The sequence below is a fragment of the Persicitalea sp. genome, assembly GCF_041751555.1.
Classification (GTDB): Bacteria; Bacteroidota; Bacteroidia; order Cytophagales; family Spirosomataceae; genus Persicitalea.
Genome location: NZ_JBGSXF010000358.1, coordinates 1 through 13,185, shown reverse-complemented (window position 1 = coordinate 13,185; position 13,185 = coordinate 1). Strand labels below are relative to the sequence as shown.

10 protein-coding genes and 1 pseudogene are annotated in these 13,185 nt (G+C 51.2%); 9 read left to right on the top strand and 2 right to left on the bottom strand.

Annotation, left to right across the window (positions count from 1 at the left end; translation table 11 throughout):
- The 9 genes and pseudogenes from ACEW8P_RS12960 to ACEW8P_RS12920 form a co-directional block, all read left to right on the top strand.
- Positions 1–154, top strand: a pseudogene (locus ACEW8P_RS12960) (efflux transporter periplasmic adaptor subunit); the annotation flags it as partial.
- 82 nt (positions 155–236) lie between these two features.
- Positions 237–914 carry an ABC transporter ATP-binding protein gene (locus ACEW8P_RS12955; protein WP_373513499.1) on the top strand — a complete coding sequence of 226 codons (678 nt, stop codon included), beginning with the start codon at positions 237–239 and terminating at the stop codon, positions 912–914.
- A 1-nt stretch (position 915) separates the two neighbouring features.
- On the top strand, positions 916–1,266 hold the full coding sequence (locus ACEW8P_RS12950; protein ID WP_373513498.1) for a hypothetical protein: 351 nt from the start codon (positions 916–918) through the stop codon (positions 1,264–1,266).
- A gap of 6 nt (positions 1,267–1,272) precedes the next feature.
- Positions 1,273–3,717 (top strand): ABC transporter permease, encoded by a 2,445-nt coding sequence (locus tag ACEW8P_RS12945; RefSeq protein WP_373513497.1) that lies wholly within the window; start codon positions 1,273–1,275, stop codon positions 3,715–3,717.
- Positions 3,718–3,747: 30 nt separating this feature from the next.
- Positions 3,748–6,174 carry an ABC transporter permease gene (locus tag ACEW8P_RS12940; protein ID WP_373513496.1) on the top strand — a complete coding sequence of 809 codons (2,427 nt, stop codon included), beginning with the start codon at positions 3,748–3,750 and terminating at the stop codon, positions 6,172–6,174.
- Between the two features lie 91 nt (positions 6,175–6,265).
- Positions 6,266–8,686, top strand: a complete 2,421-nt coding sequence (locus ACEW8P_RS12935; protein WP_373513495.1) for an ABC transporter permease — start codon at positions 6,266–6,268, stop codon at positions 8,684–8,686.
- Positions 8,687–8,797: 111 nt separating this feature from the next.
- The gene (locus ACEW8P_RS12930; RefSeq protein ID WP_373513494.1) at positions 8,798–11,194 is read left to right on the top strand and encodes an ABC transporter permease; all 2,397 of its coding nucleotides are present in this window, start codon (positions 8,798–8,800) and stop codon (positions 11,192–11,194) included.
- 171 nt (positions 11,195–11,365) lie between these two features.
- A complete protein-coding gene (locus ACEW8P_RS12925; protein WP_373513493.1) occupies positions 11,366–11,596 on the top strand; it encodes a type II toxin-antitoxin system HigB family toxin in 231 nt (76 codons plus the stop codon).
- A 16-nt stretch (positions 11,597–11,612) separates the two neighbouring features.
- A complete protein-coding gene (locus ACEW8P_RS12920) occupies positions 11,613–12,014 on the top strand; it encodes a type II toxin-antitoxin system HigA family antitoxin (RefSeq protein ID WP_373513492.1) in 402 nt (133 codons plus the stop codon).
- Between the two features lie 19 nt (positions 12,015–12,033).
- Here ACEW8P_RS12920 and ACEW8P_RS12915 read toward each other — a convergent pair whose 3' ends face one another.
- Positions 12,034–12,918, bottom strand: coding sequence for a restriction endonuclease (locus tag ACEW8P_RS12915; RefSeq protein ID WP_373513491.1), 885 nt, complete (start codon positions 12,916–12,918; stop codon positions 12,034–12,036).
- 62 nt (positions 12,919–12,980) lie between these two features.
- On the bottom strand, positions 12,981–13,185 hold a 205-nt coding region (locus ACEW8P_RS12910; protein ID WP_373513490.1), incomplete at its 5' end, for an FAD:protein FMN transferase.

The following is a 13,185-nucleotide window of genomic DNA, read 5'->3' as shown; positions in this document are numbered from 1 at the left end:
AGAAAAAGAAGGCAACCGTGCCACGAAGCGCAACATTACTTTGGGCCGGAAAAATCCTGAATTTTATGAAGTACTCGAGGGCTTGCAGACAGGTGAGAAAGTCATTACCAGTTCGTACGAAAACTTCGGCGACAACGAAGTCTTAGAATTTTAATCTCGCTAAGTCGCAAAGTCTGAGCGAAACAAACTTAGCGCCTTTGCGAGAAACAATAAACCGCTAAACCAACCAACAAAAAATGCTTGATATTAAAAACCTCCAAAAAGTTTTCTCCACTGAAGAAGTGGAGACCACCGCCCTCAACGGTATCGACCTTGCAATCAAGGATGGCGAATTCGTAGCCATCATGGGGCCTTCGGGCTGCGGCAAATCAACCCTGCTGAACATCCTCGGCTTGCTGGATAACCCCAGCGAAGGCTCCTACGAATTTTACGAAACCGAGGTGGCCGATATGTCGGAGCGGCAACGGGCGCAAATCCGCAAGGGTAACATTGGATTCGTGTTTCAGAGTTTTAACCTGATCGACGAACTCACCGTGTATGAGAATGTGGAACTACCCTTGCTCTACCTCAATACGCCCCCTGACGAGCGCAAGCAGCGTGTGGAAGCGGCCCTCGAACGTATGAGCATGATGCACCGCCGCAACCACTTTCCGCAGCAACTCTCCGGTGGTCAGCAGCAGCGCACGGCCATTGCCCGCGCCGTGGTGGCCACGCCCAAGATTATCCTGGCGGATGAGCCGACGGGTAACCTCGACTCCAAAAACGGCGAGGAAGTGATGAACCTTCTGAAGCAACTTAACGAGGCCGGCACGACCATCATCATGGTGACGCACTCCCCCTACGACGCGGGTTTTGCGCACCGGACGGTGAATCTATTTGATGGGAAGGTGGTGACGGAGAAGGTGCATATTTAATATGAAACGCTACCTGCTTTACATAACATTGACCCTGCTCTCCGCTTGCAGCACACTCAAATCCGACCTTACGGTACAGCCCGGCAAGCAGTTCCGGTTAGGTGGGAATCAGAACGGAGCATTTACGGTGCAATTAAAGAATACCGGGCAAGTCCCGGTGACCGTGAGCGAACAGCCCGCTACCGGGCAGTCGGTGGTGTTGGGAACCTTCCGGCCCGGCGAAGGGAAAACCGTGCGCTTCGCGGCGGGATCGGCGGCTTTGGTTGACAATGCCACGGACAAATCGGCTCGACTTTACCTGGTCGTAACCGGTGACAAGAATCTAAGTATGAAAGAAATATCCAGACAGTAAAGCTTTATGATCCAGAACTATTTCAAAATCGCCTGGCGGAATTTGTTGCGCAATAAGGTGCATTCTTTGGTCAACATCGTCGGCCTAGCGATGGGGATTACAGCTTTTTTGCTGATCCTTGAATACGTTAGTTTTGAGCGGAGCTATAATACGTTTCACCAAAATATTTCCTCTCTCTACCGGGTCGTGAAGCAAACGCCCAAGGGCGATGTTTGGGTGGATATGGAACCGGCGGTAGCCCCACTGGCCAAGCAGGAATTTCCCGAAGTGCAGGAGTATTGCCGCGTCGCGGAACACTCTGCCAATGGTATCGTGACCATCACCGACCCGAAAGAAAATAAGCCGCTGCAATCCTTTCGGGAAAGTGAGTTGGCCTACGCCGATGCCAGTTTTTTTACGCTTTTTACTTTCCCGCTTGTGCAGGGTACGGCCACCTCGGCTCTCACCCAGCCTAATACGGTCGCTTTATCGGAATCGCAATCCCGTAAGTACTTCGACACCGTCAAGTCGGTCGGAAAAGTACTCACCCTCAACAATCAATTTGGCAAAACGATCTACACCGTCACGGCGGTCTATGCCGATATGCCGCCTAATTCAGACCTGCAATTCGAGGCGATTTTTGCGTTGCAAACCCTGGCGAACCCCGCCAACCTCAACGGCAATGATTGGGCTAGGTTGGATAGCTTCGATGGCTCTTACGTGATTACTTTTCTGCAATTGCCCGAGGAAAGTCCCGGTGTCCCGGCGGACTTCGCGGCGATGGCGGATAAGTTCAACGCACTGAAAAAGAGCCTGAATCCAGAGGACCAAAGCCTGTTCGTTTTGCAACCCGCCAAGAATTTGCACCTGGCAGAGTCACTGAATGAGGTATACCGCACCAGCGGTAGCCTGAGTTTCGTCTATCTGCTGAGCTGCATTGCGGTGCTGATTTTGCTGATTGCCTGGTTCAATTACGTCAACCTGTCCACAGCGGGGGCTCTGAAACGGGCCAAAGAAGTGGGCGTCCGTAAGGTCGTCGGAGCGGGATCGAAACAACTGGCCGGGCAGTTTCTGGGCGAATCGCTGGTCTTGAATCTGTTGGGTTTTGCCTTGGCCCTGGGGATGGTCGCTTCTTTGCAGGAAGCATTCAATGGCTTTGTGCAAAAAGAATTGTCACTGACCACGCTCGGTGCCAGTGTGTTGTCGTTAGGATTGCTGCTGCTCGTGGTGGGTGCGCTGGTTTCGGGTGGCTACGTGGCTTTCACGCTTATCTCCTTTCAACCCGTCGAGACTTTGAAAGGAGTGCTGCCAACCGGACGGGGCGGTTTTCTACGGAAGTCGCTCGTGGTGGCGCAGTTCAGTGCTTCGATCGCTTTGGTGGCGGGGACGCTGGTGTTGTACCAGCAGCTGCGCTATATGCAAAACGAAAACCTCGGCATGGAACTCGACCAGCGTATGGTCATCAAAAGCCCGGAAGTGGGCGAAGGCTCTTTTGCCGACCGTACGGCAGCACTGGAAAACGATCTTGCCCAATTGCCCTACGTCAAGAATTTTTGCCAGACGGGCATCGTACCGGGCGGTTATTACAATTTTTCGGCCAATAGAATTACCCGTCAGAATGCTTCGCCCGAAGACGCCCGCAAAACGTATTCGATGGGGATCGTGGACGATCGGTACCTGGCTACCTATGGCATAGCACTGGCGGCCGGACGGAATTTCACGCCTCGGGAGGCGGAACTGGGCTGGGAGAAGAGTGCCAAACTCATGATCAATGAAAAAGCCGCTCGTCAGTTTGGCTTTGCTTCGCCCGAAGCAGCGGCTGGACAAATCATCAATTGGGGACAGCCCTATGAGATTGTGGGCGTTGTAAAAGACTACCACCATCAGGGCTTGAAACAGGTCATCGACCCCATCGTCTTCATGCCCCGCCGCTCGGTGGGGTACCTGACCGTAAACCTCAGCACGGATAATATTCAGCGCAAAATAGGCGAGTTGGAGGCCCTCTATAAAAAGAGCTACCCCGGCAATCCCTTTGAATTTTTCTTCGTCGATGAGCAGTACAATCGGCAGTACGAAAGCGAACAGCAGTATGGAAAGGTTTTCACGGCCGCTTCTCTGCTGGCCATTTTCATTGCCTGTCTCGGGCTATTTGGCCTCACTACCTACACGACTGAGCAGCGCACCAAGGAAATCGGTGTCCGCAAGGTGCTGGGTGCCAGCGTAACCAGTATTGTCGCGCTGCTTTCTAAGGATTTTCTGAAACTGGTGCTTATCGCCATCGTCATTGCGTCGCCCCTCGCCTGGTACGCCATGAACGAGTGGCTGGCAGACTTTGCCTACAAAATCGACATCGAGTGGTGGGTCTTCGCCTTGGCGGGTGGGCTGGCCGTGGGCATCGCGCTGCTGACAGTGAGTTTCCAGAGTGTAAAGGCGGCGTTGATGAATCCAGTGGAAAGTCTGCGGAGCGAGTGACAAAAATTCATTTCTAAACAACAGACAGTTATGCTCCTGAACTACCTTAAGATCGCCTGGCGTAATCTGCGCCAACAGAAGCTGTACAGCCTGATCAACATCGGCAGCCTGTCCGTAGCGATTGGTGCTGCCCTGTTGATCCTGTTGTGGGTGCAGAACGAGCTGCGCTTCGACCGGGATCAACCCGCTGCTGAGCGGATATTTCTGATAAAAAACGAACAGCGAAGCAACACCGACGAAAGTTCTATCTGGGAGTCTAGCGCCTACCCCCTGGCCGCAGAGATAACGCAGAGTTTTCCGGAAGTGGAAGAAGTGGCGCAGATGACTCGTTCGCGGAAGAATGAAATCAACTTGAAGGTGAACGACCGGGTTTTTTCCGAAGATTACATCGCTTACGTGAGCGTCAATTGGTTCAAGATGTTTCGCTATAACTTCCAGTTGGGGGACACCACTGCTTTTCATCAACACCCGTACAGCATCATTCTCACAGAATCAAAAGCCAAAAAGCTTTTTGGTACGGTGGACGTCATGGGGGAAAGTATACGGATAGATTCAACGGACTACACCGTGCGGGGAGTCATCGATGACAATCCGGTGCATTCTAGTTTCCAGTTTGAGGTACTATTGCCGATCGCTTCACAGCTGAACACCGAAGAGCGGCGCCAAAACGCGGACAACTGGCGTTACGAAACTCACCGGACATTCGTCAGACTACAGCCGGGAGCGAATCCGGAAAATACTGCCGCCAAGATTAACCGATTGTATGAGGCCAACCGTCCGAAAGATGATTGGATGGGAACGCTGAGCGCCTCGCTATTGCCACTCCCGAGCCTTCATTTTGCGAATGACTTCACTGTTTCGGCTTTTCCGCACGGCGATCGCAGCACGGTAAACGTGTTCGCGGTGCTGGCCTTTCTGCTGCTGGCCGCTGCCTGCGTCAATTATGTAAATCTGGCGATCGCCCGCATGGGAATCCGTTCCAGGGAGATCGGTGTGCGAAAAATCGCCGGAGCTAGCCGGAGTCAACTGTTCTTGCAGATTATCGCCGAGTGCGTTTTGGTTAGTCTTCTGGCTTTGGTGATCTCGGTTGTCATCGTTTTTACGAGTCTGCCTGCTTTTAACGCGTTCACGGAACAAGCATTTACGTTCAATCCGCTGGATCTTTCCACGGGGGCATTGTTGTTGGGATGCTGGATCGTCATGCTGTTATTGATCAGCGTCTATCCGGCTTTGCTTATCTCCTCCATCAATCCGCTGAGCATGTTCAAGGGAATTGGTTTTTTACAGATCAAGCCTTCCTCCTTTCAGAAAATTCTGACCGTCGGCCAGTTCGGCATGGCTGTGGTGATGATTGTAGGTGCTGTGGTAGTGTACCGTCAATTTACCTTCATGCAGCAGCAACACAATGGCTACGACCGCAGCCAGCTGATAACAGTGCAAGTACCGGACGAGCGGATCGCAGTTTCCAGTTTTGAAGAGTCTGTGGCTAACAGTGAAAAATTAAAATCCCGGCTGCAATCCCTGAAAGACGAGTTGAAGAGCCGATCGGCTATCCGTCAAGTAGTTCGCATGAACACGGAGTCTATCGTCGACAATGGATTTACTACCTCAGGAGGAATCGACTGGGAAGGTCGTGCGCCCGATTTTAATCCGCAATACATAAATTTTGCGGCAGACGAAGACTTGAACGAAATTATGAAATTTGAATTTGTTGAGGGGCGTTGGTTCGATCCCCGATTAAGTACCGACAAAGACAATACCGTTTTGAACGAAACCGCCTTGAAGCGATTTGGCTTGACGCCCCCCGTGGTGGGAACACGGTTCGACAAGGGCATAATTATTGGCGTGGTAAAGGATTTCTACCACCAGAATATGCACGAGAAAATTGCTCCCGTCGTCATCCAAACGAATGCCCCAAACCGCGCCTCATTCCTGATTGAAACCCAGCCGGGACAGGCGACGAAAGCCCTGGATATTGTGCTGTCCTCCTTCAAAGAACGCTTTCCGGGTACACCCTTCACCTACGCTTTCATGGATCAGGAGTTCGATCAACTTTACCGGAAAGACGCGAAGACGCTGCAATTCACCCTGATTTTCTCGGGCCTGAGTGTCCTGATTTCGTGCGTCGGTTTGCTGGGCATGGTCACGCTCTCCACCGAGCAACGCACCAAGGAGATCGGCATCCGCAAGGTGCTTGGTGCCACGGTAGCCAGCATCGTCGCGCTACTTTCTAAGGACTTCCTGAAACTAGTACTTATCGCTATCGTCATCGCCAGTCCCGTCGCCTGGTACTTTATGAATGAGTGGCTGGCGGACTTTGCCTACAAGACGGATGTAAGTTGGTGGGTCTTCGCCGGGGCGGGTGGGGTGGCCGTAGGTATCGCGCTGTTGACGGTGAGTTTTCAGAGCGTGAAGGCAGCGATGATGAATCCGGTGGAGAGTTTACGGAGTGAGTAAGACGGGATAAGGAGGAAGCCGAGTGTTCCGTCCTTATCTCCTGTAGCAATGTTGCAAAATCCATATCCAGAATATCCGAATGCCAAGTGGCATGCTTACCAACTACCTCAAAATCGCCTTCCGCAACCTGTGGAGGGAACGTGCCTACACGGCCATCAACCTGAGCGGCCTGGCGATTGGCATGGCTTGCGCGTTGCTGGCGATTTTGTTTGTGCGCGATGAACTCAGTTACGATCAGTTTCATGTCAAAGCTCCGCAACTCTACCGCCTGACGACTACGGTAACCAATAGCGAAGGAGCGCAAAAGTACCTCGGCGCATCGGGGCAGGTGCAAGGCCCGGCCTTCAAGGCGGCCATCCCGGAAGTGACGGACTACGCGCGAGTTTTGGGGGTTAATTTCAATGTCATTGGCAAAGAAAAATCGCTGGGTTTGCAAGGACTTTTCGCCGATGCCAGTTTTCCTAACCTGTTCACTTTTCCGCTATTGCACGGCGATTGGTCATCGGCTCTGACCAATCCAAATTCGATCGTTATCACCGAGGAAATCGCCCGTAAGTTTTTTGGTAAAACCGAGGTAGTTGGCGAGCTCTTAAAAGTGGAGGACGGTGACCATCTCGAACCGTTCGTCATCACGGGCGTCACCGAAAAACTACCCGCCAATTCTTCCATTCAGTTTGAGTTGCTACTGCCTTTTCAATGGCTGAATGATAAATTCAACGATACTAACTGGCTCAATCAGTACCTAAGTACCTTCCTGCTCCTCCATCCCGATGCCGAACCGCAGCGAACGGAGGATAAATTCGTCTCCATTTTTCAGGCCAATGCCCGCGAACAATTACAAGAAGCGCAGAAAAATGAGGGTCAAAATCCCAGGTACAGTTTCGGCTTGCAGCCCATCGCTGACCTACACCTGAACCGTGCTGGCTTGGACCTTGAGCAAGGCGATGGCATCGAGTCCGGCGTGACGACCAGCAGTACGCTTACTTACTCCTATATACTGCTTGGTATTGTTGGCTTGATTCTGCTCATGGCCTGTGTCAATTTCATCAACCTTAGCCTGGCCGGAGCGATGAAGCGGGCTAAGGAAATCGGCATTCGCAAGGTGGTGGGTAGCAGCCGTCGGCAGGTGATCGGTCAGTTCATGGCCGAAACTACCCTGCTTTGTCTGCTGGCTTTGGTACTTGCCTGTGTACTTTGCGCCGTGGCCCTGCCAATCTTCAACCAACTGGCCGACAAAGAATTGTCTTTTTCATTTCTTGACAATAGCTCTCTGATCTTGGGCGGATTTGGGCTGCTGGGGGCTTGTGTGCTGGCGACCGGACTGTACCCAGCGGTGGTACTTTCGGTGTACAATCCTACGCAGGTACTTTACAACCGTGGGCAACTGAATACCCGCAACTGGTTTGGGAAAGGGCTGACGGTCGCGCAATTTGTGCTGGCGATTGGGCTGGTCGCGGCCACGCTGGTGTACTTCCGCCAGATGAATTTCATGACCCATAAGGAATTGGGCTACGATCCGACCAACATCATCCGGGTCAAAGTACCCCCGCGCAACGATAGGGCTGAACTGGTCGCGCAATTTCGCCAAAAACTACAACGCTACCCGGTTTTTGGCGAAGTCGCGATGGCTACCGACAACAGCCTGCCCGTACTGAGCGAATCCCCGATCACCATCGGTGACCGTGAGGTAAAGTACGTGTACACCCGAGCTGACTACGAGTACCTTCCTCTTCTGGACCTGCAACTCACGGCGGGACGTAATTTCTCAACCGACTTCGGAACCGATCCCACGCGCTCGGCCATCGTAAATGAGTCTTTTGTCAAAGCCGCCGGATGGGCTGATCCCATCGGCAAACAATTCACCGAAAACTGGATAGGCGAAAACCGAAAACTGACCGTCGTCGGGGTCGTAAAAGACTACCACTACGGCTCTTTGCGCTACAAAATTCAGCCGCAGGTCATGACCCTGACATCGGCTGAGTTGGTCTGGATCAAGTACGCGAAAGGACAGCGCGTTCAGGCACTCACCCGATTGCAGGACGTTTTTCAGAAACAGTTTGGCGACTACGCTTTTCAGTATAGCTTCCTGAGCGACGATAACGCCAATCTCTACCAAAACGACCGCCGCTGGCAGCAGATCATTCAATACGCGGCAGTCTTATCCATCCTGATTTGCAGCATCGGCCTATTCGGACTGGCGCGGATGGCCGCCAACCAGCGCACCAAAGAAATCGGCGTCCGCAAGGTACTTGGCGCATCCGTCGCCAGCATCGTCGCGCTGCTCTCCAAAGACTTCCTAAAGCTGGTACTTATCGCGATCATTATCGCCAGCCCTCTCGCCTGGTACGCCCTGACCGAGTGGCTGGCGGACTTTGCTTATAAAATCGATATCGAGTGGTGGTACTTTGCCCTGGCGGGTGGGCTGGCGGTGGGCGTCGCACTGCTAACGGTGAGTTACCAGTCAGTGAAGGCGGCGTTGATGAATCCGGTGGAGTCGCTGCGGAGTGAGTAGGGTAGTTTTTTTAAGATTTATTAACTGCCCCCATTCAGAAGTACTTTTTACCTTGTCGTTGCATTAAACAATTCGGTACCCCGGATTCATCGAGCAAGAAAAAAGAATTTCATGCTAAAAAACTACTTCAAAATCGCCCTCCGTAACCTGCGCACCCAGCGCAGCTACACATTGTTGAACGTCACAGGTCTGGCGGTAGGCATGGCGGGAGCGTTGTTAGTTTTTTTATTTGTAAAACATCACCTCAGCACCGACCGACACCACGCCAAGTTTGAGCGCATTTTTCGCATTGTGACGGACGTACACCTTGAAGATGGTTCCATCGAATACGACCCTGAAGCACCAATGCCGATGGCCGAGGCGTTGCGCACAGAGTACCCGCAGGTGGAGCAGGCGGCTTTTTTGATGATGCTGCGCGAGCTGACCGTCGGGGTAGAACAACCAGAAAACAACGCGCCGCGCCGCTTTCGGGAAAAGCAGGGCGTAGGGCTGGCAGAGCCGGAATGGTTCGAGATTATGGATTACACTTGGCTAAGCGGAAATCCAAAAACAGCCCTCAGCGAACCCGGCAGGATAGTTTTGACCAAATCCCAGGCCAAGAGGTATTTCGGTGCCGCCGACCCGATGGGACGAACATTGACTCTCAACAACAAGGTTAGGGCCACCGTGACGGGCCTGATTGCCGATCCGCCGCCAACTACCGACACGCCGCTGGACTTGTTCGTCTCACTACCTACGCTCCGGCAACTTGATCCCGAATACGATATGACAGATTGGTACTGGCTCAACAGCACTAATAGGCTGTATGTCACTTTGAAAGAACCAAATGCTGGGCCGGAACTTGAACGAGCATTTCCGGCTTTGGCAAAAAAGCATTACAGCCACGACGCTTCAATTTTTCAATTTCACGTGCAGCCTTTACGCCAAGTTCATTTCGATGTGGCGCGAAGCGGGAATAGCATCCGGGCGTCTTTGCTATGGTCGCTGGGCACAGTCGGCCTGCTGCTAATTGTGGCGGCCTGCATCAATTTTATCAACCTCGCCACGGCTCAGGCATTGCGGCGCGGCAAGGAAGTAGGGATTCGTAAAACATTGGGCAGTACGCGCGGCCAGTTAGTCCGGCAGTTTATGCTCGAAACGACGCTGATTGCGGTAACGGCTACTTTGCTGGCGGTGCTGCTGGTTGTCCTCGCGCTCCCGATTTTCAACGATTGGGCACAACTACCTTTGACTTTGCGGCTCGACCTACCGAATATGGGTTTTGTGAGTTTGCTATTGCTGGCTACGATTCTGCTCGCGGGTGGCTATCCGGCGTTGGTGTTGTCCGGTTTTTCGCCGCATCTGGCGCTGCGCGGTTCGCTGGCAACCTCGGTTTGGAACAGCTTCAACGTCCGACGCCTACTTATAGTCACGCAGTTTGCGGTGTGCCAGGCCTTGATTATAGGCGCACTCGTGGTGGCGAATCAGATCCGGTACATTCAACAAACTGATTTAGGATTCAGGAAAGACAATGTCGTGCTGGTGTCGCTGCCCTATGGCCAAAAATCCGGGCAGGAAGCTTTCAAACAGCAACTTTTGCCCTATGCCGACATTCAGTCGGTGAGCCTGACCGTACTGCCGCCTTCCAGTTCCGTAGGCTATGGCGGTTCGTTCAAGTTCGATGGAAACCCCGAATGGTCGAAATTCCCCGTTCGGGAGAGGCTGGCCGACGCCGACTATCTCGATACCTACGGCATGAAGTTGCTGGCGGGCAGGAACATCACGCCCGGCGACACCATACGCGAGTATCTGATCAATGAAACGCTACTTCATAAACTAGGTTTCAAAAATCCGAAGGAGGTTTTGGGCAAAAAACTTCAATACTACCTTTCCCCGGTTCCGCTGTCCATTGTGGGCGTCGTAGCTGATTTTCACCAAAAATCACTTCGTGAAAAGATTGAACCCATTTTCATCGCCAGCAAAGCCGATTCGTACCGACTGGCAGGCATCCGAATTTCGGGAAATAACCCGATAAGAACGCTCGAACGCATCCGTGAAACCTGGCAAAAAACCTTTCCCGACGAGGTTTTCGAGTACCAGTTTCTGGATGAGCAACTGGCTCGCTTTTACGAAACCGAAACCCTCACGGCCCGGCTTATTAATTTATTCACGGGAATTGCCATCCTGATCTGCTGCCTTGGTCTGTACGGTTTGATTTCATTCGTCGTCGTGCAGCGCACGAAGGAGATCGGCGTCCGCAAAGTACTCGGCGCGAGTGTGGCCAGCATCGTCGCGCTGCTTTCCAAAGACTTTCTGAAGCTGGTACTCATCGCGATCATTATCGCCAGTCCCCTCGCCTGGTACGCCATGAGAGCGTGGCTGGCGGATTTTGCCTATAAAATTGACATCGAGTGGTGGTACTTTGCCCTGGCAGGTGGACTGGCCGTGGGCATTGCGCTGCTGACGGTAAGTTTTCAGTCAGTAAAGGCAGCGTTGATGAATCCGGTGGAGTCGCTACGGAGCGAATGAAACAAGGATTCAGAGGCCTGCACGTTGTCCATGCCCCCACTTTGACTTCGCCTGTTACACATTATTCTTCCCAAAACGGGAATTTATAATTATCTTTGACAGGTTACGAGAATATTCACCAAGGGTACTTTAAGGAATTTTTGGATAAAGTATCCTCACTCCGAGGCATCCTTGAAGACCTGGTACGCTGTTAACGAAGAACGAGAATTCAATTCTCCAAACGAAGTAATTTCACTATTTAAAAGCGCAGATATCGTAGGTAATGGCCGAATCGTGTTCAATATCGGCCACAACAAATATAGGCTGATTGCGAAACACGAGTACCGAAAGAAACTTGTCTTTGTCAGATTCCTGGGAACACATAAAGAATACGACACTATCGAAAATATCAAATCCATTTAATGAGGACTAAACTGGAATGAAAACTCAAATCATTGATTTAGAAAGTATCACCATTTCTCCGATCACAAATCAAGAGGAATTTGACAGGGCTTCCGAAACTATAGATTCCCTCATTGATGCCGATCTGATCGAGGACGAAACGTTACGGAAAAAGGCACTGGATTTGTTGGAGGCGGTCACGCTGCTTGCCATTGCTTACGAGCAGAAGCAATACCCCATCGAAAAGATCGATCCGATAGAAGCCATTCGGCAGCGTATGGATATGCTGAATCTCTCGCAGAAAGACGTAGCGAAATATTTCGGGGGAGAAAACCGGGTTTCAGAGGTTCTGAATGGGAAAAGACCACTCACTTTAAAAATGATGAAAAGTCTCTATCAGGGATTGGGTGTCCCGGCTGAGGTGCTACTTGCAGGGTAATTTGCCTGATATGTTACTTTTACAAGTTATTAAACCATTCCTTTTTAACGTTGACCTGCTCGACGAACTCAGTAGCAATTCCTAGCTTTAACTCTTTCAGTTTTTCACAAAGCACTTCACCATCAATTAGATCAATTGGAGGTGCCCCATCTCTCGTTGCTTCTTTAATCGCCTCTTTCGTAAAAGTACCCGTAGTGATAAACAACCCCTTATCTGCCCTCCCCTGCATTGCGCCTCTAAAATCACGAATTTGACTAGGCGTAACAGTCCCTCGATATCTTTTGCACTGGAAAATTACGTGGAAGCTCAGTAAACCGCTGATTCTAACTATTCCCTTTCCATCAATTCCACCGTCTCCCGATTTTCCAGTTACCTCGACCTGCGAAAAGCCACTTTCTCTCAATATTCGCTGCGCGAGTCGTTCAAATGCATCAGGAGTTATGGTGTATAGAATATCTAATAGCTTTTCTTTCCACGCGTCCTCATTTTCGACGTCTTCATTTACCTCTTCTCTAATTTCGCTGATAGCTTTGGTCAGATTTGCTTCTTTCTGAATTTTTCTATCCTGTTCTCGTACACTCCGGACAATTTCAACATAGTCTAGCCTGCTGGTATCTATATCCGCTTTCAATAATGCCCATACACCTCTGGATGAATTTTCAAGAAGCCCAAACTTTTTTAGGTAGCTTCTACTCCAAGCAAGCCTGTAGTCAATCTCACTAACTGATCCTTCTTCGCTATGGGGAATTTGTAAGGAGGCTTCGGTCAACTTAGCGATTTCATAAACTTTTGAATTGATCTCTTCAATACTTCCTGAACCGCCCAATTCAACGAGAGCTTTCACAGTTGGTATAATCAATTCATCATATGAGGGCAGATTTTGATACACTATTTTTTTGGCCATATTTTTCAAAGGGTACCTTTTCTAAAATCGCTGCTAAATACAAACCTTCAATTTCTCATAAATCACTCCACCGCCTCCGCCCCAAATCCCGCCGACTGATACACCTCAAACTTTCCGCCTTCCCCCGCCGAAATGCCATAAATTTCTAAACCCTTTTCCTGCGCCAGCGGAATGGTTTTTTCCAAACCCATGACCAAAAAGGCCGTGGCGTAAGCATCGGCGGTCATGCAGTCATTGGCCAGGACGGAGATACTGAGCAGATTGTGC